Raw genomic sequence first — 26,100 nt, 5'->3', positions numbered from 1 at the left:
TGTTCCCTCGCTGCCGGTTTCCCCGGCCGTTTCCTCGCCACAAGCGCTAACATGTTAGTTCCGGCGAAACCAGTCGCTGCCGTGTCGTTGCCCCGCGACCATCAAGATGATTGCCGCGCAAGGCGCTGTCGTGTGAGGGTTATTTACGGCTGGTGGCACGAGAGCAGGGGGCTGCACTCGGCTGGCCGATGCGAGGCATGACGCGCCATGGCCTACAAACCCTTCGATGCCGATGCGCTGATCGACGCTGCGGCGCCGCTGCTGCAGCTGCGTATCGCGCCCGAGCACCGGGTCGGCATCAAGCTCAACCTGAAGACCGCCTCGAAGATGGCGGCGCTGGTCGAGCAGATCAAGCTCGACGATGACGCCGAGCCCGCGCCGGTCTATCGCGCATGAAGGCAACCGCCGACGCCGTCGAGATTGCCGAAGCCGTCAAAGGCGGCCAGGTAACGGCACGCGCCGTGACCGAGGCGGCGCTCAAGCGCATCGAACGGCACAACCCGATGCTGGGCGCCTTCACCGACGTGACGGCGGAGCGGGCGCTGGAGCAGGCCGAACTGGTCGACAGCAAGATCCGCAACGCCATGGATCCCGGCCCGCTCGCCGGCGTGCCGTTCGCGGTCAAGAACCTCTACGACATCAAGGGCATCACCACCCGCGCCGGCTCGAAGATCAACCGCGACAACCCGCCGGCAGCGCGCGATGCAACGCTGGTGAGCCGTCTCGAAGCCGCGGGCGCCGTGCTGCTCGGCGGCCTCAACATGGACGAATACGCCTACGGCTTCACCGGCGAGAACGCCCATGACGGCCCGTCGCGTAACCCACACGCCCTCGACCGGATGACCGGCGGCTCCTCAGCCGGCCCGGCTGCTGCGGTGGCTGGCGGGCTGGTGCCGTTGAGCCTCGGCTCCGACACCAACGGCTCGATCCGCGTGCCGGCCTCGTTCTGCGGCTTGTTCGGGCTGAAGCCGACCTATGGCCGGCTGAGCCGAGCCCACAGCTTCCCCTTTGTCTCCAGTCTCGATCACCTCGGTCCGCTCGCCCGCTCGACCCGCGACCTGGCTTTGGCCTATGACACGCTGCAGGGTTTTGACGAGGCCGATCCGGCGCAGACCAAGCGGGTGAACGAGCCGACCTTCGCGCGGCTGAAGCATCCGATCCCCGGGCTGCGCATCGCCGTCGCCGGCGAGTATTTCCTCGGCGCGCCGGAAGTGCAGGCGCAGGTGCAGAAGGTGGCGAAGGCCCTCGAGGTGACCAAGACCGTCACCCTGCCCGATGCGCAGGCAGCCCGCGCCGCAGCCTTCCTCATCACCATGGCCGAAGGCGCGGCGTTGCATCTCGATCGGCTCAGGCAACGCCCCGACGATTTCGACCCCGAGGTGCGCGACCGGCTGCTCGCCGGGACCATGCTGCCTGCTGTCTGGGTGGAGCGGGCGCAAAAACTACGCCGGGTGTTCCGCGATCGTGTGCTGAAACTGTTCGACGGCGTCGACGCCATCCTCGCCCCGGCAACGCCGATGAAGGCGCCGCTGCTCGGCCAGAAGACCGCGATGTTCGGCGGCGTCGAGCTGCCAGTGCGGCCCAATCTGGGGATCTTCACCCAGCCGATCTCGTTCATCGGCCTGCCGGTGGTGACGGTGCCGGTGTGGCAATATGGCGAGGACCTGCCGCTCGGCGTCCAGGTGATCGCCGCGCCGTGGCGCGAGGATGTGTGCTTGAGGATCGCCCACCAGCTGGAAACGGCAGGGGTATGCAAGGCCCCGGTAGCGCAGGGGTTTGCGGACTGAGCTGAGAGGCAATTCGACCCGATTCACGCCGGTGCGGGCTGACCCCCACCCCTGTCCCCTCCCCGCAAGGGGGAGGGAGACCCTCACACTGACATCGCAGTTTGCGTCTCCCTCCCCCTTGCGGGGAGGGATCAAGGGTGGGGGTCCACAGCCACCAGCGGCAATGGATAGCTAGCCGTGCCGTTAAGCCGTCCAGCCGCCGTCGATGATCTGTACCTGGCCGGTGGTGTAGGTGGCGCCGGCGAGATAGACGGCGAGGTCGGCGACCTCTTCCGGCTGGCCGATGCGGCCAATCGGCTGGCGGGCGATGAAGGCTTTCTTCGCCGCTTCGAAATCGCCGGTGGCGTGCCAGCGCTCGTGCAGCGACGGCGATTCGACGGTGCCCGGGCAGATGGCGTTCACCCGGATGCCCTTGTCGGTATAGTCGGCGGCCATCGATTTGGTGAGCCCGACCACGGCGGCCTTCGAAATGGTGTAGGCGGCGCGGTTCGGCACCGCGGTCACCGACGAGGCGACAGTCGCCATGTTGATGATGCAGCCGTCCTTGCGCTCCAGCATCTGCGGCAGCACCGCCTTGATGGCGCGGATCTGCGCCCAGACGTTGAGGTCGAAGGCGAACTCGAGGTCCTTGTCGGGCATCTCGAGCACGGTGCCCGACTGCACCACGCCGGCGCAGTTGAACAGGATATCGATGCGGCCGATCTCGGCCACCGCCTTGTTCACTTCTTCGGTGCTCAGCACGTTGAGCACCCGGGTGGTGACCCCAGGCGTGCCCTCGAGTTCCTTGAGCTTTGCCGCATTGACGTCGGTGGCGATCACCTTGGCGCCGGCCTTGACGAAGGCATGCACCGAGGCAAGGCCGATACCCTGCGCCGCGGCGGTAATGAGAACGATCTTGCCGCTGATATCGGCCATGGGAAGTCTCCAGTTCTTGCTTGGTGTCTCAGGCAGCGAGATGCGCGTCGGGCGCGCGCCTCGCGGTGTAGATGGCGGTGGTCATGTTGCGCTCGACGCGACCGCCGAATTGCATGCCTGCGACGTCGAAAAGCCCGTCGAGCAGGCGCGTCCGCTCAAGCGGAGGCAGCGCAGTCACGTTGGAATAGGTGGAGTAGAGTGCGCGTACCCCTCGGGGGTCGAGGGCGAGCGTCCAGCGCAGGAACTGCGGCTCGTCTGACACGAACCCTGCAGCGTCAAAATCTGCGAGACGAGCGTCGGCATCGCTGGCGAACGAAAGTCTGCCCGAACCACGACCGGTGCTGACACGGTGTCCTTCGAACAGGTGTGCCGTGGCCTCATGGAACGGATCGGGACGTCCGGCGTCACCAAAGTCGTTCCAGATCAACGCCACCGAGCCGTTATCTCGCAGCAGGCCGCCGATGCGCTTGAGGGCTGGAACCGCATCAAGCCAGTGGAAGGCCGTCGCGCTGACCACCAGGTCGAAAGACGTGGGCCGCAGTTCGGCATCCTCGAAGGTTTCGCCGACCACCGTGAGGCGCGGGTCGGCTGCGGTCTTGGCGAGGAATGTTGCAAGCCGCGCATCAGGCTCGATCGCGACCAGCCGCGCCGGATCGTGCTTCAGCAACGGAATCGTCGCGAGGCCGGTGCCGGCACCAATCTCGAGGATGTCGATGCCGCTTCGCAGCCCGGCGCGCTCGATCAGCGCCTCCCACGTCGCCTCCGGGTAGGGCGGCCGGGCGGCGTGATAGTTCGCGGGATCGGCGCCGAACGCTTCCCTGCCGAAGCTCCGCTCCAGACTGGCTGGTTCGCTGGCGACGATCGGCACGATGGCGCTCCTAGAGGTGGATCGAATGCGAGCCTTCGACGGTCATCCGCTCGATGGCGTCGAAATCCCAGGCGATGCCCAGCCCCGGCTTCGACGACGGGATGGCCTTACCATCCCGGATGGTCATCCGTTCAGTCGTCAATTGGTCTAGCTGCGGGATGTATTCGACCCAGCGGCCATTGGGGATGGCGGCGCAGAGCCCGACATGCAGCTCCATCAGGAAATGCGGGCAGACCGCGATGTTGAAGGCTTCCGCCATATGCGCCACCTTCAGCCAGGGGGTGATGCCGCCGACCCGGCCGACATCGACCTGGATGATCGAGCAGGCATGGCGCTCGAGATACTCGCGGAAGTGCATCGCGGAATAGAGGCTCTCGCCGATGGCGATGGGGATCGAGGTGTGTTCCGAGAGCCGGGTGTGGCCGGAAATATCCTCGGCGGTCAGCGGCTCCTCGAACCAGCCGATATCGAGCGGTTCGTAGGCGCGGGCCCGGCGGATCGCCTCGTCGACATTGAAGCGCTGGTTGGCGTCGGTGAAGATCTCGAAGCCGGGGCCGACCGCCTCGCGCACCGCCGAAATGCGGCGCACATCCTCGTGGATCGGCCGGCCGACCTTCAGCTTGCAGCCGCCGAAGCCGTCGGCTTTGGCGCGCAGCGCATCTTCGATCAGAGCGGCTTCCTCGAGATGCAGCCAGCCGCCTTCGGTGGTGTAGAGCGGAATGGCCTCCTGCGCGCCGCCGGCGAGAAGATGCAGCGGCAGCCCGAGCTTGCGCGCCTGGAGGTCCCACAACGCCGTGTCGATGGCGGCCAGCGCGATCGAGGTGATGGCGCCGGTGGTGGTGGCGTGGGTGAGGAACAACAGCTCGCGCCAGAGCTTTTCGATCTCGTTGGCTTCGCGGCCGATAATGGCCGGGACCAGCGTGCGTTTCAGCAGTTCGATCACCGAGTGACCGCCGGTGCCGATGGTGTAGCTGTAACCGGTGCCAGTGACGCCATCCGCATCGGTGATGCGGACAATTGGGGTCTCCTGCGACACGAAGGACTGGATGGCGTCGACCCGCTTCACCTTGGGTTTGAGGTCGACCATCAGCACTTCGACCCGCGCGATCCGCGCCATGGCTTCCTCCCCGAGGCGATGCGCACACCGGCTGAATCCGGCTTGTTGTGCATATGTGAAAAGACTATTCGTGAGTAAGCACGTGAGGTTTGCGGCGTCAATTGCGCCGAAGGGAGGAAGGCGCGTGGTTCCCCTCGAGGATCTGGAGAAGTACCGCGCCCCGGCCCTCGATAAGGGGCTGGATATCCTCGAGTTGCTGGCGGCGACCGAGGAGAGCCTGAGCCAGGCCGAGATCGCCAAGGCGCTCGACCGCTCGCCCAACGAAATCTATCGCATGCTCGACCGGCTGGTGCGCCGGGGCTTCGTGCGCCGCACGTCCGCGGATCGGTATGAGGTGACGCTGAAGCTGTTCGAGCTGGCGCATGCCCGCCCGCCACTGCAGCGGCTGTTGAGCCAGGCCATGCCGGTGATGCGGCGCTTCGCGAGGGATGCGCAGCAGGCCTGCCATCTCGCCATCTATGACCGCGGCAACCTGGTGGTGGCGGCGCAGGTCGATGGGCCCGGCTATTGGAACGTCTCGGTGCGGGTGGGCTCGCGCATCAGCCTGATCAACACCGGTTCCGGCCATGTGCTGCTCGCCTTCGCCGCGGCCGACGAGCGCCGGCTGATGCTCGAGGAGCAGGATCAGCCCGAGCAGCTGACGCCGGCGCTGGAAGAGCGGCTGACCCGGGTGCGCCAGCAGGGTTTTGAGAACATGCAGAGCCTGCAGATCGCCGGGGTGAACAATCTCTCCGTGCCGATCCTCGGGCCGATGGGCCGGGTGCTGGCAGTGTTCACCTGCCCCTATTCGGAGCGGCTGGACGTCAAGACCGCGCCGGGGTGCGATGCGGCCTTGCAGCTGCTGATCGCCTGCGGCCAGGAAATTTCGCAGCGGCGGAGCTGAGCGTCTGGCACGAGCTGGCCGAGAATATCGTCCACACTCGATGTCATCCCTGCGAAAGCGGGGATCCAACTCGCAGCCCGCGACAGCGGAGAAATGGGTCCCAGCTTTCGCTGGGATGACACCGGTGGGTGGGAGAGGCCGCCCGCCTGACAAATGAGTTGCAAGGGAGAGACGAGACGATGAAGCGTTATGGGGCGGTGCTGGGGCTGAAGCCCGAGGCGGTGGCGGACTATGTGCGGGTGCATGCCGCGGTGTGGCCGGATGTGCTGAAGCAGATCAGGAACTCCAACATCCGCAACTACTCAATCTTTTTGAAGCAGCCGGAGAACCTGCTGTTCTCCTATTTCGAGTATGTCGGCGCCGACTACGCCGCCGACATGGCGGCGATGGCTGCCGATCCGGTGACCCAGGAATGGTGGTCGGTCTGCATGCCGATGCAGTCGCCGCTCGAGACCCGCAAGGATGGCGAATGGTGGGCCTCGATCGACGAAGTGTTCCACACCGATTGAGTGAACCGATGCAGCCCAGGCTCGCCTTCGCCTACGATCCCCAATTCACCGAGCACGTCTTCGCCGCCGAGCAGTTGCAGCGGCTGGCGGGCCTCTGCGACATCCTGCGGCATGAGCCGCTGCTCGAACTCACCTCGCCTGATGCGAAGGCCGTACTGGCAGAGACCGAGATCCTCATCACCGGCTGGGGGCCGCCGCAGCTCGATGCAAGTACCCTCGCGGTGGCGCCGAAACTCCGGCTGATCGCCCACTCGGCCGGTTCGATAAAGTACTTCATCGCGCCCGAGGTGGTGGAGCGCGTCGCCGTGACCTCGGCGGTAACCGCCAATGCGGTGCCGGTGGCGGAGTTCACCGTCGCGGCGATCCTCTTTGCCAACAAGGGCGTGCTGCAGTTCCGCGACATCTATCGGCGCGAACGGCGGCACCTGCGTTCGCACCCGCTGATGGCCTCAGGGCTCGGCAATTATCGGAAGACCGTCGGCATTATCGGCGCGTCACGCATCGGGCTCAAAACCATCGAGTTGCTGGCGCCCTACGATTTCGAGCTGCTGCTGACCTCGACCAGCACCACGCCAGAGCAGGCGGCGGCGCTGGGGGTGGAACTGGTCGAACTCGACGAACTCCTGGCTCGTTCCGACGTCGCCTCGCTGCATGCCCCGGCGCTACCCTCGACCCGGCACATGATCGACGCCAGGCGGCTGGCGCTGCTGCGCGACGGGGCGACCTTCATCAATACCGCCCGCGGCAGCATCGTCGACCAGGATGCGCTGCTCAGTGAGCTGGTCGCCGGGCGTCTCAATGCGGTGATCGATGTCACCGAGCCTGAGGTGCTGCCGGCGGAGTCGCCGCTTTACGATCTGCCCAACGTGCTGCTGACCCCGCACATCGCCGGCGCCATCGGCGGCGAGCGCGAACGGCTCGGCACGCTCGTCGTCGACGAGGTCGAGCGCTTCGTTCGCGGCGAGCCGCTGCTCTACCGGGTGCCGCACGAGTTGCTGGGGCAACTCGCCTGAGCTTCGTTTGACTGTACCGAACTTCCTGATACAAACGCCCTTCAGCGTTTGGGAGCGTCACGATTCATGAGCCGCAACTTCCTGCTCATCGACCCTGAGGAGAGGCCGGAGGTATTGAAGGCGCTCGCCTCCGAAGTGCGCGTCGCCATCCTCAAGCTGCTGCACGTGCAGGGCGCGATGAACGTCAACGATATCGCGGCCAAGCTTGGCCAGCCGCAATCGACGGTCAGCTCGAATATGCAGACCTTGGTGGAAGCCGGGCTGGTGCGCACCGAGACGCAGAAGGCGCGCAAGGGCAACCAGAAGATCTGCCACAGCCTGTTCGACGAAGTGCTGGTGATGTTCAAGGAGGACATCCGCCCCTTGAAGGCCAATGCCATCGAAGTGGCGATGCCGCTCGGGCTCTATACCAGCTGCGAAGTCTCGGCGCCGTGCGGGCTCTGCTCCACCGAGGGGATCATCGGGCTGCTCGACGTGCCCGATACCTTCCTCGATCCTGACCGCATGAAGACCGGGCTGATCTGGTTCACCCGCGGCTATGTCGAATACCAGTTCCCCAACAATGCCCGGCTGGCGCAGCAGAAGATCACCTCGATGGAGTTCAGCTTCGAGCTGAGCTCGGAAGTGCCCGGCACCAGCGCCGATTGGCCAAGCGACATCACCGTCGGCGTCAATGGCCAGGACATCGGCACCTGGACCTCGCCCGGCGATTTCGGCGACAAGCGCGGCGTCTACACCCCGGATTGGTGGAAGCTGAAGGGCAGTCAGTACGGCAAGCTCAAGAGTTTCCGCGTCAACGGGACGGGGACCTATGTCGACGGCATGAAGATCTCGCCGGTCTCGCTGAAGGACCTCGATCTCGACACCCACCACTCGATCCGGCTCCGGGTCGGGGTGAAGGAAGATGCCAAGCACCCCGGCGGCATCAACATTTTCGGGCGCGGCTTCGGCAATTACGATCAGGACATCGTGCTCCGGATCGAGACGGAGTGAGCAGAGGCGCATAGCGGGTGGCGATGGCGAGCAGGCAGGGAGCCTGTTTCGCGCGACATGCCATTCGCCGCGCACGACTCGCCACCCGCCCCTTGACGCGCCGCGACCTGTTCCATATCAAGCTAGGCGATATAGATCACCAAAGCTGGTGACATGGAGGAGCGTATGCGGGCGACGGTAACGGCGCACAAGGACTATACCATCTCGAAGATCGACGACCGGGTGTACGGGGCTTTCCTCGAACATCTCGGCCGCGCCATCTATACCGGCATCTACGAGCCCGGCCACGCCACCGCCGACAAGAACGGCATGCGCGGCGACGTCGCCCAACTGGTACGCGACCTCAAGGTGCCGATGGTCCGCTATCCCGGCGGCAACTTCGTGTCGGCCTATAACTGGGAAGATGGCGTGGGGCCGCGCGAGCAGCGCCCGACCCGGCTCGACCTCGCCTGGCACACCTCCGACAGCAACGCCGTGGGCGTCCACGAATTCGCCGACTGGTGTGAGCTGGTCGACACCGAGATGATGCTCGCCATCAACCTCGGTTCGCGCGGCCTCGACGATGCCCGCAACTTCCTCGAATACGTCAACGGCCCGACCGGTTCGTACTGGGGCGACCTCAGAAAGAAGAACGGTCGCGCCGATCCGTTCAACGTCAAGCTCTGGTGCCTCGGCAACGAGATGGACGGCCCCTGGCAGGTCGGTCACAAGACCGCCCACGAATATGGCCGCCTCGCCAACGAAGTCGCCAAGACCATGCGTGCCTTCGACAAGAAGCTCGAGCTGATCGTCTGCGGTTCGTCGCATGCGAACATGCCGACCTATCCCGATTGGGAACGCGAGGTGCTCGAGCATACCTACGACAATGTCGACCACATCTCATTGCACATGTACTTCGCCAACCGCGAGAACGAGCGTGCCCTGGCCGAAGGCGGCACCGCTGAGGTGCTGGCCAAGAACACTGCCAACTACCTGGCGCTCAACGAAAAGCTCGACCGCTACATCGCCACGGTGGCCTCGACCATCAGCTTCGTGAAGTCGAAGAAGCGCAGTAAGCACGACGTCTATATCAGCTTCGACGAGTGGAACGTCTGGTACCACTCCAACAAGCAGGATCGTAAGATCCTCGATGGCAATGACGGCTGGCCGCATGCGCCGCGCCTGCTCGAAGACATCTACAACTTCGAGGATGTGCTGCAGGTCGGCCTGATCCTCAACACCTTCATCCGCCGCTCCGACGTGGTGAAGCTCGCCTGTATCGCCCAGCTGGTGAACGTCATCGCGCCGATCATGACCGACCCCAAGGGGCAGGCCTGGCGGCAGACCATCTACTACCCGTACTATTTCGCCTCGGTCTATGGCCGCGGCACGGCGCTGCAGCTGGCGATCAACACCCCCGGCTATGACGCCGAGCACGGCGACAATATCGGCTATGTCGACGTCTCGGGTGTCCACAACCAGGAAGATGGCACCATCAGCTTCTTCGCAGTGAACCGTCACGCCACCGAAGCGATCGATGTCGACCTGAGCCTCGAAGGCTTTGGTGCCGCAACGGTGATCGACCACCAGGTGATGACCCACGCGAACCTGCGCGCCGTCAACACTGCCACCGAGCAGACCAATGTCGCCCCGTCCAAGGGTTCGGGCGCCAAGGTCGACGGCAAGGTGCTGAGCGTGAAGCTCCAGCCCCACTCCTACCAGATGATCCGCGTGAAGGTCTGAGGCCTGCCGCACGGCGGCCCCGGCCGTCGTCCGTCAAGCACCGGTGCGGGCTGACCCCCACCCCTGTCCCCTCCCCCAAACAGGGGGAGGGAGACCAAAACACTGGTATTCGTGAGAGCGTCTTCCTCCCTATGTTTAGGGGGAGGGATCAATGGTGGGGGTCAGCCCGCGCCGAACGTGCATTAGCCTTTGCCCCCATCCGCAGAGCATGATTGGGTCCGCCGCTGCAGCGAGACCCATGCAGTGGCGAAATTGATCAACTACAGCTTCGTGCTCCGCGAGCTCGGCTGTGACGGCTGGGTCGGCTGCGAATACCGCCCGCTGGCCGGGACCAGCGCCGGCCTCGGCTGCCGTTACCGCTGAGGCACATCGTTGGCGCGTCGGCGCGGGCCATCTGAGGGCATCGCCCCGAGTTGCCCCGGCCTGCCCCGAGTGACCAGCTACGCCGGCCGCGGCAGCCCTTCTAGGCTCGATCCACTTGGTCGGGTTCGGGCAGTGGGGCAATGAGGTCTTCGGGGGGTTGGCGGCGCCTGTTCGCCGCAACGCTGGCAGTCGAGCTGTCGCTCGCCATGATGCTGGCGCCGGCACGGGCGGCCGATGTCGACATTTCCACCAGCACCACCACCGGGGTGAACCTCAACCTCTATGCCGGTACCACGGTCGACATCCTCTCGGGCGTCGCGGTCAGCAACACCCTGGGCGGGCCGACGGTCAGCGGCACCGGCACCTGGGCGCTCGGCAACCACGGCAGCGTCAGCGGGCAGATCAAGCTCGACGGTGCCGGCTCCATGGTCACCAACACGGGCCTCGTCACCGGCGGCAATGCCATCACGCTGCTCGGCGGCGGCACCGTGGTCAACGAGCTGGGCGCCACCATTAACGCCACCAGCAGCGGTATCAGCATCGGCAAGTTCCCCAGCGGCGGGAACCCCGGCGTCGGCCCGGGCGTCGTCGTCAATTCCGGCACCATCACCCAGGTCGTCGCCGGCGGCGACCTGGTGCTGCTGCAGTTCGGCGGCTCAGTGACCAACACCGCCACCGGCGTGATCACCGGCAACAGTTCCGGCAACGCCGTATCGATCGGCCAGGGCAGCGAGCGCACGGTGATCAACTCGGGCTCGATCATCAACACGCGGCTGACCGGCTTCTCCACCGGCGTGTTCGTGCAGGGTGGGCCGAGCATCATCACCAACACCGCCGGCGCGGTGATCAAGGGCGGCTATAATGGCGTCTATGCCAGCGCCACTGGGGTGCTGACCTTCAGCAACGCCGGCACCATCGAATCGACCGGCAGCAGCGCCAGTTCTAAGGCGGTGGAGGCGACCGGCGGCGGCACTTTCCTCAACTCCGGCACCATCAGGTCGGCAGCGGGCGACGGGCTCTACCTCAACGCCGCCGGCACGGTGACCAACTCGGGCACCATCACCGGCGCCGTCAATGCCATCAACTTCAACGGCAGCAGCACCCGCACCCTGAAGCTCGATACCGGCTCGGTGCTCAACGGGCTGGCAAAGGGCGGCACCGGCACTGACAACCTGATCCTTCTCGGAACCGGCAGCGAAAGCGTCGCGAAGTTCCTCAACTTCGATACCCTGTCCATGCAGGGCAGCGCCTGGACGCTGAACGACGCCGGCAGCTTTTCGACCAGTGCCGAGGTGCAGGCCGGCGTGCTGAGCATTCTGGGCACGCTCACCAGTCCGACGATCGAGATCCGGGCGCTCGGCACGGTCAGGGGCACCGGCACGCTGGCGGGCGCGGTGAACAATGCCGGCACCGTCGACGTCTCGGCCGGCACGCTGAACGTCAGCGGCAGCTATGCCAACGAGGCGGGCGGCACCTTCAGGGTCGGCGTTACGCCCGCGGCGGCCGCCGGGCATCTCGCCGTCTCGGGCGTCGCCATGCTGGCCGGCGGCACGGTCAGCGTCACGGCCGCGAGCGGCTCCTATGCGCTGGGCAGCGCCTATCAGATCCTCACCGCCTCGAGCGTCAACGGCGCGTTCACCGGCCTCGTCGACGACTCGGCGTTCCTGCAGTTCGTGCTCGACTACGACACACCCGGCGAGGTGTGGCTGCGCGTTTCGGCGATCGCCAACCTCCCTGCGATCGCCGAGACGCCAAACCAACTCGCCACCGCCACCGCGCTACAGGCGCTGCCATCGAGCCCGCTGTTCGATGTCGTGGTGCCGCTGAACACCGCCGATGCGCTCGAGGCCTTCGACGATCTCTCGGGCGAGGTGCATGCCTCACTGTTGCGGGCCCTGGCCGATGCCAGCCGACACCCGCGTGAGGTAGGCCTGGACCGGGTCGATGCCGCATTCGCCGCGCTTGCCGAAAGCCAGGTCGGCGCGCGCAACGTCTGGGCCCGCGGCTACGGCGGCGCCGGCACGGTGGATGGCGACGGCAACGCCGCCGGCTTCGACTTCGGTGCCGGCGGCTTGCTGCTCGGCGCTGACGGCTTGGTGAGCCGTGAGGTGTTCCTCGGCGTATTGGCGGGGATCGGTGGGGTCGCGGTCGACCTGCCCGAGCGGGACTCGCGGGCCGAAGCGACCACCTACCAGCTTGGCCTCTATGGCGGCGCGGCGCTGGGCGAAATACGGCTGGCATTCGGCGCCGGTTTGGCTTCGAACCAGGTGTCGGTGACCCGCACCCCGAGCTTCACCGGCTTCAGCGAGACGGTCACGACGGACTACGCTACGACGACGGCGCAACTGTTCGGCGAACTCGGCTATGCGTTCGAACTCGGTGAGGTGACGCTGACGCCGTTTGTCCGCGCCGCGCTGATCGGCCAGTCGGGCGGGCGTTACGGCGAGAGCGGCGGCAACGCGGCCCTGAGCGGCGCTTCAGAAGACATCGGGGCGGCAGTGCTGACCGCCGGTCTCAAGGCGGCGCGCCGCTTCGTGCTCGGTGATGGCCTAGTGGTCGCCGCTCGCGGCAGCATCGCGCTGCAGCGAACCACCGGCGACCAGCCGACCGCCACGCACGGTTTTGCCGGCGGCACGCCATTCACGGTGAGCGGGGTCAAGCCGGATGACACCGCATTGCTGCTCGAAGCCGGTCTCGGCACTGAGCTGGCGCCGGGCGTGAGCCTCGATCTCGGCTACCAGGGCCAGTTCGGCAGCGCGCAATCGGCCCAGGCGGTGAAGCTCACGCTGTCGGGGAGGTTCTGAGACGCGGCCCCAGGGCCGGTGCGGGCTGCCCCCAGTACGTTCCACCTACGCGATGTCATCCCAGCGAAAGCTGGGACCCAACTCACAGCCTGCGCCAGCGGAAGGATGGGTCCAGCTTTCGCCGGGATGACATCCGGTGGGGAGGGGAGGCTGAGCATAGCTCCGGCTCGCAGTCAGTTTGTTTCTCTTTTGTTCCCATGCTACAATCGCGGGCGAACAAGGAAAACACCCCATGGCCAATCGAGGCGGGAGCGCCGATCTGCCCTTGCATGGCGGGCGAGTGCCGAAATGGCTGAGCGAGCGCATGGCGCGGCTCGGCGCGGTGATCTGCCAGGCCATCGTCATGGAGTATGGCCGCGACGAGCTGCTGAGCCGGCTGGCCCATCCGTTCTGGTTCCAGTCGTTCGGCGCGGTGATGGGGATGGATTGGCACTCCTCCGGCATCACCACCAGCGTCATCGGCGCGCTGAAGGGCGGCCTCCGGCCGCTGGAGCGCGAACTGGGTCTGCATGTCTGCGGCGGACGCGGCCGGCACTCGCGCAAAACCCCGGACGAACTGGTGGCGATCGGCAACCGCGTCGGCTTCGATGGCGCCGCTCTGGCCAAGGCCAGCCGGCTGGTCGCCAAGGTCGACAGCGCCGCGGTGCAGGACGGGTTCGAACTCTACCTCCACGGTTTCATCGTCGCCGATGACGGCCATTGGGTGGTGGTGCAGCAGGGCATGAAGGGCGACGCCAAGACGGCGCGACGCTATCACTGGCGCTCAGAGGGCCTCAGGAGCTTTGTCGAGCAGCCGCATGCGGCGATCGAAGGCGCGGGGCAGGGGACGATCGTCAACCTGACCGATGTTCGGGCGGCTCGGTCGCGCAGCTCGCAGGTCAATATCCTCGGCGGCATGGGACCGGACGCCATCGTACGCGAGGTCGGTCGGATCGAAGGGATCGCCGAACCGGCGCCGGTGGAAGACGACCAGCCGCTGCTGCCGCATCTGGTAATGCCGGAGCACCACGATATCCGCCCCAAGGACGTGATGCTGCGCCGGCTGCACGGCAGCCTCGCCGCGGCGGCCGATCGGGCGCCCACCGATTTCACCGAGTTGCTGCTGGTGCCGGGCGTTGGCGCGCGCACCGTGCGGGCGCTGGCCCAGGTGGCCGAGGTGGTGCACGGCGCACCACACCGCTTCGCCGACCCGGCCCGTTTCGCCATGGCGCATGGCGGCAAGGACAGCCATCCGTTCCCGGTGCCGCTGAAAGTCTATGACGAGACCATCCGGGTGCTGAAGTCGGCGGTCGGCAAGGCGAGGCTCGGCCGTGACGAGGAGCTCGACGCGATCAAGCGGCTCGACCGGCAATCGCGCCAGCTCGAGGCCGGCGCCACCGGCCCGAGCTTTAGCGAGTTCATCGCCGAGGAGCGTCGCCGGGCTCCCGAATATGGCGGGCGCACCGTGTTCGATGACCTGCCCAGCGCTTATGCCCGGGCCAAGATGCGGGTATAGCGATCGGGTCTGACCAGCGGACGCCCGAGAGATCAGCATGTCTACCGATGATCAGTTCACCCTCGTTTCGGCCGACCAGCGGCCGGACCTGATCCCGGCATTCGCCGAGCTTGCAGCGCCGGTCTGGCCGGCCTTCATCGACGGCGACCGGGCGATCATCGACTACTGGGATCACCTCTTTGCTGCCGGCCTGTCCCGCTTCCAGTTCGTCGTGTTGCGCACCGGGCCCCGCGGAGCTGAACAGGTCGTGGCCAGCTCCAACAGCATTCCCTTCGCCTGGGCGCAGCCCGAGGACGATGCGTCCCTGTCCGATGACGGCTGGGATGCGGTGCTCAGCGCCGGCGTGGAGGCCTTTGTCGCCGGCCGGCCCGTCAACACGCTCTCGGCGCTGTCGATCGTCGTGGCGCCCGAGCTTCGCGGCTCCGACTTGGCCGAGCGTCTGCTGCGCAACATGAAGGCCCGCGCCACAAAGGACGGCTTGCAGGCGCTGGTGGCGCCGGTCCGTCCGACACGGAAGCCGAGCTACCCGCTGACCTCGTTCGCCGACTATCTGGGCTGGACGACCGACAGCGGCGCTCCGTTCGATCCCTGGGTGCGCAAGCACTGGCAACTGGGGGCCCGCATCGTCAAGGTCGCGCCCCGCTCGATGACCGTGGCGGCACCGCTGTCACAATGGACGGACTGGACCGGTCTCCGCTTTCCGGTCTCGGGCCGCTTCCACCTGCCGGGTGGCCTGGCGCCACTCGTCGTCGACTGCTCTGCCGGAACCGGGCTGTATGAGGAACCCAACGTCTGGATGCGGCATCCGCTGGAGCCGTGAGCTGGGGTGCCTGCTCGCGGCCTGCGCCGGATGACACCGGTCACTGGGGAAAGCCGCACTCAAACAGCAGAAAATGAACGGGCCGGGCGGAGACCATCCGCCCGGCCCGGACTCAATACCGCCGACGATCAGTCGAAGAAGCCGGCGTCCTCTTCCTTGAGGTAGCGCTTGGCCGCCTTGGCATCGATGTCGAGGCCGAGGCCGGGCCCCGGCAAGAGGTCGACATGGCTGTCGACGACGATCGGTCCGGAGGGCAGGCCCGTGACGATCTCGTTCCAGAACTCGTCGGAGGCCGACGGATACTCGAAGGCGATATAGTTGGCCGGCAGCGTGGCGCAGACATTGATCAGCGCGCCGAGACCGAGCAGGCCATTCGCCGTGCCGTGCGGCGCCATCATGATCGAGTGCATATAGGCGTGCTCGGCCACCCACTTGAGCTCGGCAATGCCGCCGATATCGGCCGGATCCGGACCGACGACGCGCACCGCCTGGGTCTCGATCAGTTCCTTGAAGTTGTGGCGCAGGTAGATCTGCTCGCCGGTATGGATCGGCGTGGTGGTGGAGTTGGTGAGCTCACGATAGGCCTGCGGGTTGACCCACGGCACGTAGTCGCCGGTGAGCATGTCCTCGAGCCACATGATGTTGTATTTTTCGACGGCATTGGCGAACTTGATGGCGTCGTTGAGGAACCAGCCGGGGCCGCAGTCGAGCGCCAGGCTCACTTTGTCGCCCAGCGCTTCCTTCATCGCGATGACGCAGTCGAGCAGGTAGTTGAAGCCGTGCTCGGAGATCTGCCCCTGGTCCATGGCGCCATGGTAGCCGGCCTTTTTGCCGATCGGGCCATAGTGGAAATCGGGGTAGCTGTCCTTCTGGCTGGAATGGAAGCTCAGCCCCTGCTTGACCATGAAGAAGTTCTGCGGCTGCTCGGCCATCCACTTGACGTCGGCGGCGAAATCCTCGGGCCGGTCGGCCGAGCGCTTGCGGCGCACCGAACCGTTATAGACCCGCACCTTGTCGCGCACCTTGCCGCCCAAGAGCTTGTAGGCAGGGACACCCGCTGCCTTGCCGGCAATGTCCCACAACGCGTGCTCGATCACCGACACCGCCGCGCCATAGGGCTTGAAGCTGCCGCGCTGGCGGATTTTCATCATGCAGCGCTCGACGTCGGTCGGGTCCTCGCCGATCAGCGCGTCGCGGAAATGCAGGATGAACGGCTTCAGGTAGGTCTTGGTGTATTCCACCTCGCCGATGCCGTAGATGCCCTCGTCGGTGACGATGCGGACGATCGGATGCTTGCCGATAACGGCAACGCGCAGGTCGGTGATCTTCATGATAACTCCTCGTGCCTGCCGGGCGGCAGGCGTCTCCCAATCTGGCCGCCGGGGAGGCGGCCCCTCAAATAACTTTCGGCCGGCGGGACGGACCTTCCGCTGGCCCCTCGGAGCGCTTTCAGGAAAAGTTGTGAGACTTTTCCGGTTCGAAAGCGCGACAAATCAAATACACGCCCTATCGGCGCAGGCTCCTCTGGGCGACGCCCATCTGCTCGATGATGTGGCGCCCCGAGCCCTCGACGTGGCGGGCGACAACCGCGGCGGCGCCATCGGCGTCCTGCGCCCGGATGCGGTCGATCAGGTCGCGATGCTCGCGCAGCACCGATTGGCGACGGCTCAGCGAGGTCGGAAAGCGCCGGCTGATGGCGCGCAGGATCTCGCGATGCTTCCACCACAGTTCGGCGGCGTGGCGGTTGTAATGGCGGTCATAGATGAACTGGTGAAAGCGGGTGTCGAGCCGGCCATGCAGCATCGGATCGGCAAAGTTCAGCGCTTCGATTTCGGCCTGGATGCGCTCCAGCTCGAGGATGTCGGCGTCTGAGACGATCGACACGAACCAGCGAGTCAGCGCGGGCTCGATCAGCATCTCGATCTCGATGATGTCGCGCACGAAATCGGCATCGATCGGCCGCACCCGCGCCCCGCGGTTGGGCTCGATCAGGACGAAGCCTTCGCCACGCAACTGCTGCAGCGCTTCACGCACCGGATTGGTCGAGGTCTGGTAGTGCTCGGCAAGGTCCGCGACCTTCAGTCGCTCATTGGGCCCCAACCGTCCCGAAACGATGTCCTCGCGGATCATCTCGTAGACGGAGGCCTGCTGCTCGAGGGTCTCCTCGGGCTGGTCCGACTTGACGGTCACCTCGCTCATTGGTTCTGTTTATGCAGCTTTTTTGGGCAAGCCAAGCCCCGTTCGCACGCAAAGCGCGCAAAATAATGTACGACTTTGGTGATGTTGACATACACCAGTTTTGCTGGAAATCTGCCATACTAGTTGGGAAAAGCCGGCGCCAAGCCCGGTTCCCGAGGCGAGAACAGCGCACGCTGTAAAGGGCTTTGCTGCGGCTATGGGCCGGGCAACGCCCTGATTTGAGGAGGAGGATTTCTCAATGCATATGAACACCGGCCGGCGTCTGCTTGGCCTTTCGATGGCGGTGCTGAGCGCTGCCACCATGCTGACGACGGCGACGACCGCGTCCTACGCCCAGAGCGTGGACCTGAGCAAATGGTCGCCGGAATACGTCAAGTCGATCGCCGGCACCAAGCAGTTCGACGCTGCCAAGGATTGCGGCGCGGTTGTGCCGAACGATTACACCGGTTCCGTCAGCTACTGGTACACCGGCCCGTTCGAAGCCGACCCGCAGATCGCGCATGACCAGGACAAGGCGTTCTGGGAGGCCTTCAAGGCCGCCTATCCGAACATCACCACCGAAGTCCAGTCGATCACCTATAACGAACTGCTCGACAAGTTCCGCACCTCGCTGCTCGGCAACTCGGCTCCGGCCGTTATCCGCCTGCAGATCCTGGGTGGCGTCGAGTTCGCCGCCAAAGGCTACCTGCAGCCGCTGAAGCCGGAAGATGTCGGCTACACCGCCGCGGACTTCTGGCCCGGCGCGCTGAAGTCGGTGACTTACGAGGGTGTCAGCTACGGCCTGCCGACCAACAACGAAACCATGGCGATGATCTGGAACGCCAAGGTGTTCAAGGATGCCGGGCTCGACCCGGAAAGCCCGCCGGCCACCTGGGACGATGTCGTCGCCTATTCCAAGCAGATCAACGAGAAGCTGGGCATCCCGGGCTACGGCCTCGTCGCCAAGCAGAACGCCGGCAATACCCCGTTCCGCTTCATGCCGCAGCTCTGGGCCTATGGTGGCGGTGCCCTCGACGAGGCCTCGGCCGAGCCGGGCTACAAGGACGTCTGGATCAACAACGCCGGCTCCAAGCAGGCGCTGCAGGCTGCCTACCAGATGTACGCCGTCGACAAGTCGGTCCCGACTTCGGCGCTGACCAACACGCAGGGTGAAAACCAGGCGCCGTTCATCGCCGGCAAGCTCGGCATGATGATTGCCCACCCGGCCGAATACGCCAAGATGAACGATCTCGCGTCCAAGGCGACCGGCACCGACAAGGCAGTTGCCGACGAAGTGGTCGCCAACATGCGCTACGGCCTGATCCCCACCGGTCCCGACGGCAAGCGCGCCGTGGTGTTCGGCGGCTCCAACATCCATGTGGTGAAGCCCGAGTTCGTGCAGGGTGGCAAGGTGGACGAGCAGGCCGTCAAGGCGCTGATCTGCTTCTGGGACAGCCCGGAATGGTCGACCAAGCTCGCCTGGGTCGGCTCCAACCCCGGCAACATCAATGGCTTCCTGACGGACGCCATGAAGGAACGTCTCGACACCATCAAGTTCCTCGACGTCACCACCTCGATGCTGCCCAATGGTATCCCGTTCCCGGTGATCCCGCAGGCGCCGGAAATCATGAACATCATCGTTCCGGATATGCTGCAGAACGCCCTCACCGGCAACATGACCGTCGACCAGGCGGCCGAGGATGCAGCCACCAAGGTCAAGGCCATCGTCGACGGCGGCGGCGGCATCTGATCGCCTGCTGAAGCACTCTCGGACCGGCGGCACCCGTCGCCGGTCTCTCCTCTTCACAACCAGGGTTATGCGCTGTGAGCACTGTTCCGGGACAAGCCATCTTTCGCGACGTACCCGAGCCCAGGCGCATCGGCCTCAGCCAGAAGGTGTGGAACAGTCGCTTCGACTATCTCTACGTGGCGCCTGCCCTGATCGTGATGCTGATCGTCATCGGCTATCCGATCTATTACACCATCGAGCTGAGCTTCTTTAACACCCCGGCGAGCCTGGCGCTCAGCGCCAAGCAGTTCAACGGCCTCGACAATTACGTCACCATCCTGACCAGCCCGGTGTTCTGGAAGGTCACCTGGCAGACGGTGCTGTGGACGGTTCTTTCCACCTTCTTCGCTTTCATGATCGGGCTGGGCGCCGCGCTGGCGCTGCATCGCGAGTTCGCCGGTCGCGGGGTGCTGCGGGCGCTGCTGCTCATTCCGTGGGTGGTGAGCGCGGTGGCTGCCTCCTATGTGTGGAAGTGGCTCTATCACTCCGATTTCGGCGCTATCAGCGCCATGCTCACCCAGGTCGGGTTGATCGATAAGCCGATCAACTTCATCGACAACACCAACACCTCGCTCTACGCGCTGATCGTCGTGAACGTGTGGAAGGAATTCTCCTTCGCCATGATCATGCTGATGGCCGGTCTGCAGACCGTGCCCGATACGCTGCTGCGCGCCGCGCAGGTCGATGGCGCCAGCCCCTGGCAGCGCTTCTGGCATGTCACCTTCCCACACCTGCAGGGTGTGTCGATGGTCACCCTGCTGCTGCTGGCGGTGCAGAACTTCAACTCCTTCATCATCCCCTGGATCATGACCGGCGGCGGCCCGGCCGGCTCGTCGGACATCTGGATCACCCACATCTACCAGCTCGCCTTCGGGCGGCAGCGCTGGGGCGTCGCCTCGGCCTATGCGGTGATCCTGTTCCTCGTGATGATGGTGCTCGGCTACTTCTATGTCCGCGCATTGACCAAGGGCGATGACGCGAGGGCCGCCGGATGACCATGGAACTGAGTGCAGGCGCCGCCAAGCGCCGTGGTGCAGGTGGCTGGCGCTGGAGCGGGCGGATCTTCCTCCTCCTGCTGCTCGGCTTCACTGTGATGCCGATGATCTGGATGTTCATCACCTCGCTGAAGACCGGCTTTGCGGCGATGCAGTATCCGCCGCAATGGTGGCCGGCCGAACCGACGCTGGAGAACTACTGGCGGCTGATCGACCCCTCGGGCAATGTCGGCCGCGACTTCATACAGTATTTCTGGAACAGCATCTGGGTCTCGACCCTCACCACCATTCTCGCGGTGGTGGTGGCGGTGCCGGCCGCCTACGCCTTCTCGCGCTTCCGCTTCCCCGGCCGCAACTTCCTGTTCTTCGCCGTGCTGCTCAGGAACATGTTCCCGGCCGTGGTGTTCCTCGTGCCGCTGTTCATCCTGATGAAAGCGCTGGGGCTGGTGAACACCCACGGTTCGCTGATCCTCACCTACCTGACCTTCGGCCTGCCGCTCGCCATCTGGCTGCTCAAGGGGTTTTACGACAACATCCCGGTGCAGCTCGAACAGGCGGCCCGCATCGATGGCGCGACGCGCTTCCAGGCGTTCCTGCTGATCGTCATGCCGCTCTCGACGCCGGGCATCATCGCCACCTCGATCTACAGCTTCATCGGCGCCTGGAACGAGTACATTTACGCCTACACCTTCCTCACCCGGCACGATCAGATGACCCTGCCGGTCGGCATCCAGCGCTTCTTTTCGGAGAACGCCACGGATTGGCCGGGGCTGATGGCCGCCACCTTCATGATGAGCATCCCCGTCGTGGTGCTGTTCCTCGTCCTGCAACGCTACTTCGTGCGCGCCCTGACCGAGGGCGCCGTGAAGCACTAACGGAAAGCTCAAGGAAACCCACATGGCTCAGGTTATCCTCAAGGACGTGGTCAAGAACTACGGCGATGTCTACGCCGTGAACCACGTGTCGCTGACCGTCGAGGACGGAGAGTTCGTCGCGCTGGTCGGCCCCTCCGGCTGCGGCAAGACCACGACGCTCAACCTGGTCGCCGGGCTGATCCCGATGTCGGGCGGCACCATCAACATCGGCGACCGCGACGTCACCGACCTCGACCCCAAGGACCGGGACATCGCCATGGTGTTCCAGAACTACGCGCTCTATCCGCAGAAGTCGGTCTACAAGAACCTCGCCTTCCCGCTGCAGATGCGCAAATTGCCTAAGGAAGAGATCGACAAGCGGGTCCAGGCCGCCGCCAAGACCCTCGATATCGTCCATCTGCTGGAGCGCAAGCCGCGCGAACTGTCGGGCGGCCAGCAGCAGCGCGTGGCGCTGGGCCGGGCGCTGGTGCGCGAGCCGCGCGCCTTCCTGATGGATGAGCCGCTGTCAAACCTCGACGCCAAGCTGCGCGTGCAGATGCGCTCCGAGATCAAGCGTTTCCACCAGGATCTCAACGCCACCATCATCTACGTGACGCACGACCAGCTCGAGGCCGTCACCATGTCCGACAAGATGGCGGTGATGAATGGCGGCTTCCTGCAGCAATATGACAGCCCGGCCAACGTTTTCGCCAACCCGGTGAACATGTTCGTTGCAAGCTTCGTTGGCTCCCCTGCCATGAGCCTCGTGCCGCTGACCGCCGCATCGAAGGATGGGAAGGTCGTGCTCCAGAGCCCCGAGGGCTGGGAGATGCCGCTCTCCGACGCCAATGGCCGGAAGGCGCTGAGCGCCAAATCCAGCAAGGTGGTGCTGGGCGGCCGGCACTCGACCATCACGGTGCACAAGTCTCAGGTGCCGGGTGCCGTACCGGGGAAGGTCTATACGGTCGAGCCGACCGGCGACGTCACCTTTGCCCAGGTCTTCGTCTCCGGCGCCGTGGTCAATGTCAGCGTCGCCCCGACCTTCCAGCTCAGGCCCGACGAGCCGGTGTTCCTCGAGTTCGATCAGGACCGCATGCATCTGTTCGACGGCGAAACCGAAATGGCACTCAAGCTCGCATAAGCCGCCAATCGATTTGTCCTTCCATCGGGCGGCCCGGTAGCGACCGCTCCCCAGCCAAGGCTTAACCCCCAATGACTTCGAACCCTGCCGAAGACGCGCTTAATCGCGTCAACACCAGCTCCCGCCCGTCTGATTTGAGGATCACCGATATCCGCGTGGCCGAGATCACCGGTGCGCCGTTCCGCTCGGCGCTGCTGAAGATCTATACCAACCAGGGCATCGTGGGCTTGGGCGAAGTGCGCGACGGCGCCAGCGCCACCTACGCGCTGATGCTGAAGAGCCGGCTGCTCGGCGAAAACCCTTGCGATGTCGACCGGCTGTTCCGTCGCATCAAGCAGTTCGGCGGCCACGGCCGGCAGGGTGGCGGCGTCTCGGCCATTGAGATCGCGCTCTGGGATCTCGCCGGCAAGGCCTATGGCGCGCCGATCTACCAGATGCTGGGCGGCAAGTTCCGCGACAAGGTGCGCTGCTATTGCGATACCGACGCCGATCGCCCGAGCGGCACCGAGATGGGCAAGCGTTTGAAGGAGCGCATGGACAAGGGGTTCACCTTCCTGAAGATGGACCTGGGGCTGATGGAGATCGCCCATATCCCCGGCGCCGTCGTCGGCCCGGCGGGCGTACTCGAGGGCTTCAAGCAGCACGCCGGCGGCATTCGCGCGACCAATAACGAGGAGCGCAAGGCGCGTAACCTCGTTTACGACGCGCAGAACGTCATGCACCCGTTCACCGGGCTGCACTTCTCCGAAAAGGGTCTCGACCTGCTCGAGCAGTACATTGCCGAAGTGCGCGACGTGATCGGGCCCGAGATCCCGCTGGCCATCGACCATCTCGGCCATATCTCGCTGCAGGACGGTATCCGGCTGGCGCAGCGCATCGAGAAATACACCCCGGCCTGGCTCGAGGACGTGATCCCCTGGCAGCATGCGGAGAGCTATCGCCGGTTGCAGGAAGCGACCTCGGTGCCGATCTGCACCGGCGAGGATATCTACCTGAAGGAAGGTTTCGAGCCGCTGTTCAACGCCGGCATCTCGGTCATCCATCCCGATATCCTCACCACCGGCGGCATCCTCGAAACCAAGAAGATCGGCGATGCGGCGCAGGACCATGGCATCGCCATGGCCATCCACATGGCCGAGAGCCCGATCGCCGCGATTGCCGCGGCCCATATCGCCACCGCCACCGAGAACTTCCTGGCGCTCGAATATCACTCGGTCGATGTGCCGTGGTGGGATGACATCGTCACCGGCTTCGACGGTCCGATCGTCAAGAACGGCTTCATCGAGCTCAGCGACAAACCGGGCCTCGGCATCGACGACGTCAACGACGAGCTGCTGCGTCAGCACCTGCAGCCTGGTGTTACCGACATCTGGCAGCCGACCGACCAGTGGGACAATGACATGTCCTGGGACCGCACCTGGTCCTGAGGAACATCCAGTCCCGAGCGAGCGTGGAGCGACGCATCAAATGAAGATCAAGGAAATCAAGGTCATCGTCTGTTCGCCCGGGCGGAACTTCACCACGGTGAAGGTGATCACCGACGAGGGTGTCTACGGCATCGGCGATGGCACGGTGAACGGCCGCGAGCTGTCGGTCGCCAGCTATCTCGAGGATCACGTCGCTCCGGCGCTGATCGGCATGGATCCGCTGCGCACCGAGGATATCTGGCAGTATCTCTATAAGGGCGCCTACTGGCGTCGCGGCCCGATCACCATGGCGGCGATCTCGGCCATCGACATGGCGCTGTGGGATATCAAGGCCAAGGTTGCCGGCCTGCCGCTCTACCAGCTGCTCGGTGGCCGCTCACGCGACAAGGTGATGGTCTACCGCCACGCCTCCGGCCTCGAAATCTCCGAGGTGGTCGAGGGCGTCCTCGCCATCAAGGAAACCGGCGTCGAGGCGATCCGCGCCCAGGTCGCCATCCCCGGCCTGCCGCCGATCTACGGCACCGGCGATTCCACCGATACCGCAGCGCTGAAGGGCCGTGGCGCCATCGTGCCGCACGAGGAAGTCTGGGCGACGCACAAATACCTGCCGCTGGTGCCCAAACTGTTCGAGAAGGTGCGCGACGCGGTGGGCTGGGACGTGCACCTGCTGCACGACGTGCATCACCGCCTGACCCCGATCGAAGCCGCCCGCCTCGGCAAGGACCTCGAGCCCTACCGGCTGTTCTGGCTCGAGGACGCCATTCCCGCCGAGCTGCAGGAAGGCTTTCGCATCATCCGCCAGCACACCACGCAGCCCCTCGCGGTGGGCGAGGTGTTCAACTCGATCTACGACACCCACACGCTGATCACCGAGCAGTTGATCGATTATGCCCGCGTCACCTCCACTCATGCGGGCGGCGTCACCGGCATCAAGAAGATTTTCGATCTGGCGGCGATCTACCATGTGAAGTCGGCGTGCCACGGCCCGCAGGACGTGTCGCCGATCGCCATGGGCTGCAACATCCATGTCGACGTGGCGATCCCGAATTTCGGTATCCAGGAATTCGCCAACTACTCCGAGCTGATGTTCGACGTGTTCAAATGCGCCTGGTCGTACGATCGCGGTTACCTGCAACCGGGCGAAGTACCCGGCCACGGCGTCGATTTCGACGAAAGTCTCGCTGCCAAATACCCCTACAAGCAGGCTTACCTGCCGATCGCCCGTCTCGAAGACGGCAGCATGACCAGCTGGTGAGGAACCAACAGTGAAGATCACCGCCATCAAGCCGTTCCCGGTCTGGGTCGGCCACCGCAACCAGCTGATCGTCAAGATCGAAACCGATGCGGGCATTTTCGGCTGGGGCGAAAGCGGGCTCAGCGGCCGCGAGAAGGCCGTCGTCGGGGCGCTCGAGCACTATGCGCAGTTTCTAGTCGGGCGCGACCCGATGCAGATCGGCGCGCTGTGGCAGGAGATGTACCGCAGCCAGTATTTTGAGGGCGGGCGCGTGCTCACCGCGGCGCAGTCGGCGCTCGATATTGCGCTCTACGACATCAAGGGCAAGGCACTGGGGGTACCCGTTTACGAACTCCTCGGCGGCAAGCACCGCGACTTCATCCCGACCTTCGCCTCGACCGGCTCGATCAGCGGCGACGAGACCATCGAGGACGCAAAAAAGCTGATGGCGCGCGGCTGGTCGACCATCCGTTTCTTTCCCGCCGAATGGAATGACGCCCAGGGCATTTTCGAGCCGCGCGAGTCGATCGGCAAGACCGCCAAATTCCTCACCAAGGCGCGCGAAGCGCTGGGCGAAGACGTGGTGCTGGGCATCGACTACCACCACCGGCTGAGCGTCGCCGAGACGGCGAGCTTCTGCCAGAAGATGCCATCCGGCACGCTCGATTTCCTCGAGGAGCCGATCCGCGACGAGACCCCCGAGGCCTACGAAAACCTGCGGAAACTCACCGACGTGCCCTTCGCCATCGGCGAGGAGTTCTCCTCCAAGTGGCAGTTCCTGCCCTACATCGAACGCGGCATCCATCAGTACAACCGGCTCGACCTCTGCAATGTCGGCGGCTTCACCGAGGCGATGAAGGTCGCCGGCTGGTCCGAGGCGCACTATGTCGACCTGATGCCGCACAACCCGCTGGGGCCGATCTGCACTGCGGCGACCATCCACTTCTCGGCGGCGACGCCGAACTTCTTTGCGCTCGAAGTGCGCGCCAACGCCACCGACCTCTATGCCGGCACGCCTACCGCGGAGCTGTTCCCCACCATGCCGCTGCTTGATGGCGCGGTGTTCCGCGTGCCGGACGCACCGGGGCTCGGCATCGAAATCAACGAAAAGCTGCTCGACAAGGACAGCTTCAAGTTCTGGGAGGCGCCCCACCTGAAGCGCCGCGACGGTTCGGTTACGAACTGGTAGACCC

The 26,100-nt window shown here is 65.1% G+C and carries 22 protein-coding genes; 17 read left to right on the top strand and 5 right to left on the bottom strand.

Annotated elements, in window-relative coordinates:
* Positions 1 to 207 precede the first annotated feature (207 nt).
* Both ACSQ23_RS05195 and ACSQ23_RS05190 read left to right on the top strand, forming a co-directional pair.
* Complete coding sequence (locus ACSQ23_RS05195) at positions 208 to 396, top strand: DUF4089 domain-containing protein (protein ID WP_436089966.1); 189 nt, start codon at positions 208 to 210, stop codon at positions 394 to 396.
* On the top strand, positions 393 to 1,787 hold the full coding sequence (locus ACSQ23_RS05190) for an AtzE family amidohydrolase (RefSeq protein ID WP_436089965.1): 1,395 nt from the start codon (positions 393 to 395) through the stop codon (positions 1,785 to 1,787). Before ACSQ23_RS05195 ends, ACSQ23_RS05190 begins: the two co-directional genes overlap by 4 nt.
* A gap of 183 nt (positions 1,788 to 1,970) precedes the next feature.
* On the opposite strand, the gene ACSQ23_RS05185 is transcribed toward ACSQ23_RS05190, so the two are convergent.
* The 3 genes from ACSQ23_RS05185 to ACSQ23_RS05175 are packed head-to-tail and all read right to left on the bottom strand — an operon-like array spanning position 1,971 to position 4,687.
* The gene (locus ACSQ23_RS05185; RefSeq protein ID WP_436089964.1) at positions 1,971 to 2,702 is read right to left on the bottom strand and encodes an SDR family oxidoreductase; all 732 of its coding nucleotides are present in this window, start codon (positions 2,700 to 2,702) and stop codon (positions 1,971 to 1,973) included.
* Between the two features lie 28 nt (positions 2,703 to 2,730).
* Positions 2,731 to 3,564, bottom strand: coding sequence for a class I SAM-dependent methyltransferase (locus ACSQ23_RS05180; protein WP_436090567.1), 834 nt, complete (start codon positions 3,562 to 3,564; stop codon positions 2,731 to 2,733).
* A 16-nt stretch (positions 3,565 to 3,580) separates the two neighbouring features.
* A complete protein-coding gene (locus ACSQ23_RS05175; protein ID WP_436089963.1) occupies positions 3,581 to 4,687 on the bottom strand; it encodes a mandelate racemase/muconate lactonizing enzyme family protein in 1,107 nt (368 codons plus the stop codon).
* A 124-nt stretch (positions 4,688 to 4,811) separates the two neighbouring features.
* Between ACSQ23_RS05175 and ACSQ23_RS05170 the strand changes: the two genes are divergently transcribed.
* The 8 genes from ACSQ23_RS05170 to ACSQ23_RS05135 all read left to right on the top strand — a co-directional run bounded on the left by ACSQ23_RS05170 (position 4,812) and on the right by ACSQ23_RS05135 (position 15,289).
* Positions 4,812 to 5,570, top strand: a complete 759-nt coding sequence (locus tag ACSQ23_RS05170; RefSeq protein ID WP_055873534.1) for an IclR family transcriptional regulator — start codon at positions 4,812 to 4,814, stop codon at positions 5,568 to 5,570.
* 179 nt (positions 5,571 to 5,749) lie between these two features.
* Positions 5,750 to 6,079, top strand: coding sequence for an L-rhamnose mutarotase (locus ACSQ23_RS05165; RefSeq protein WP_436089962.1), 330 nt, complete (start codon positions 5,750 to 5,752; stop codon positions 6,077 to 6,079).
* 8 nt (positions 6,080 to 6,087) lie between these two features.
* Positions 6,088 to 7,092: a hydroxyacid dehydrogenase gene (locus tag ACSQ23_RS05160; protein ID WP_436089961.1), complete on the top strand. Its 1,005-nt coding sequence runs from the start codon at positions 6,088 to 6,090 to the stop codon at positions 7,090 to 7,092.
* A 66-nt stretch (positions 7,093 to 7,158) separates the two neighbouring features.
* Positions 7,159 to 8,085 (top strand): ArsR/SmtB family transcription factor, encoded by a 927-nt coding sequence (locus ACSQ23_RS05155; RefSeq protein WP_055873525.1) that lies wholly within the window; start codon positions 7,159 to 7,161, stop codon positions 8,083 to 8,085.
* Between the two features lie 165 nt (positions 8,086 to 8,250).
* Entirely contained in the window at positions 8,251 to 9,807 is a 1,557-nt protein-coding gene (arfA, locus tag ACSQ23_RS05150) for an arabinosylfuranosidase ArfA (RefSeq protein ID WP_055873521.1), read from the top strand.
* 503 nt (positions 9,808 to 10,310) lie between these two features.
* Entirely contained in the window at positions 10,311 to 12,974 is a 2,664-nt protein-coding gene (locus ACSQ23_RS05145) for an autotransporter outer membrane beta-barrel domain-containing protein (protein ID WP_436089960.1), read from the top strand.
* A gap of 232 nt (positions 12,975 to 13,206) precedes the next feature.
* The gene (locus tag ACSQ23_RS05140) at positions 13,207 to 14,469 is read left to right on the top strand and encodes a DUF763 domain-containing protein (protein WP_436089959.1); all 1,263 of its coding nucleotides are present in this window, start codon (positions 13,207 to 13,209) and stop codon (positions 14,467 to 14,469) included.
* Between the two features lie 37 nt (positions 14,470 to 14,506).
* A complete protein-coding gene (locus ACSQ23_RS05135) occupies positions 14,507 to 15,289 on the top strand; it encodes a hypothetical protein (protein WP_436089958.1) in 783 nt (260 codons plus the stop codon).
* 128 nt (positions 15,290 to 15,417) lie between these two features.
* Here the strand turns inward: ACSQ23_RS05135 and ACSQ23_RS05130 are convergent, their stop codons facing one another.
* The gene (locus ACSQ23_RS05130) at positions 15,418 to 16,620 is read right to left on the bottom strand and encodes a mandelate racemase/muconate lactonizing enzyme family protein (protein WP_436089957.1); all 1,203 of its coding nucleotides are present in this window, start codon (positions 16,618 to 16,620) and stop codon (positions 15,418 to 15,420) included.
* 175 nt (positions 16,621 to 16,795) lie between these two features.
* Positions 16,796 to 17,488, bottom strand: a complete 693-nt coding sequence (locus ACSQ23_RS05125; protein WP_055873509.1) for a GntR family transcriptional regulator — start codon at positions 17,486 to 17,488, stop codon at positions 16,796 to 16,798.
* 244 nt (positions 17,489 to 17,732) lie between these two features.
* Here ACSQ23_RS05125 and ACSQ23_RS05120 point away from each other — a divergent pair, with 244 nt between their 5' ends.
* From ACSQ23_RS05120 to ACSQ23_RS05090, 7 genes are all read left to right on the top strand, one after another.
* Entirely contained in the window at positions 17,733 to 19,217 is a 1,485-nt protein-coding gene (locus tag ACSQ23_RS05120; RefSeq protein WP_082527910.1) for an extracellular solute-binding protein, read from the top strand.
* Positions 19,218 to 19,291: 74 nt separating this feature from the next.
* Positions 19,292 to 20,251 carry a carbohydrate ABC transporter permease gene (locus tag ACSQ23_RS05115; protein ID WP_436089956.1) on the top strand — a complete coding sequence of 320 codons (960 nt, stop codon included), beginning with the start codon at positions 19,292 to 19,294 and terminating at the stop codon, positions 20,249 to 20,251.
* Complete coding sequence (locus ACSQ23_RS05110) at positions 20,248 to 21,126, top strand: carbohydrate ABC transporter permease (RefSeq protein ID WP_436089955.1); 879 nt, start codon at positions 20,248 to 20,250, stop codon at positions 21,124 to 21,126. The genes ACSQ23_RS05115 and ACSQ23_RS05110 overlap by 4 nt, the downstream gene beginning before the upstream one ends.
* Before the next feature lie 22 nt (positions 21,127 to 21,148).
* A complete protein-coding gene (locus ACSQ23_RS05105; RefSeq protein WP_055994737.1) occupies positions 21,149 to 22,246 on the top strand; it encodes an ABC transporter ATP-binding protein in 1,098 nt (365 codons plus the stop codon).
* A 71-nt stretch (positions 22,247 to 22,317) separates the two neighbouring features.
* A complete protein-coding gene (locus ACSQ23_RS05100; RefSeq protein ID WP_055994740.1) occupies positions 22,318 to 23,673 on the top strand; it encodes a mandelate racemase/muconate lactonizing enzyme family protein in 1,356 nt (451 codons plus the stop codon).
* A gap of 40 nt (positions 23,674 to 23,713) precedes the next feature.
* Positions 23,714 to 24,928, top strand: a complete 1,215-nt coding sequence (manD, locus tag ACSQ23_RS05095) for a D-mannonate dehydratase ManD (RefSeq protein WP_055994744.1) — start codon at positions 23,714 to 23,716, stop codon at positions 24,926 to 24,928.
* Between the two features lie 10 nt (positions 24,929 to 24,938).
* Positions 24,939 to 26,096, top strand: coding sequence for a mandelate racemase/muconate lactonizing enzyme family protein (locus ACSQ23_RS05090; protein ID WP_436089954.1), 1,158 nt, complete (start codon positions 24,939 to 24,941; stop codon positions 26,094 to 26,096).
* Positions 26,097 to 26,100 lie beyond the last annotated feature (4 nt).

It is taken from the genome of Devosia sp. LjRoot16 (assembly GCF_964252795.1).
In the GTDB taxonomy this organism is placed as follows: Bacteria; Pseudomonadota; Alphaproteobacteria; order Rhizobiales; family Devosiaceae; genus Devosia_A.
Note: the sequence above shows the minus strand (reverse complement) of the source record. Positions and strands in the feature narration are given on the sequence as shown.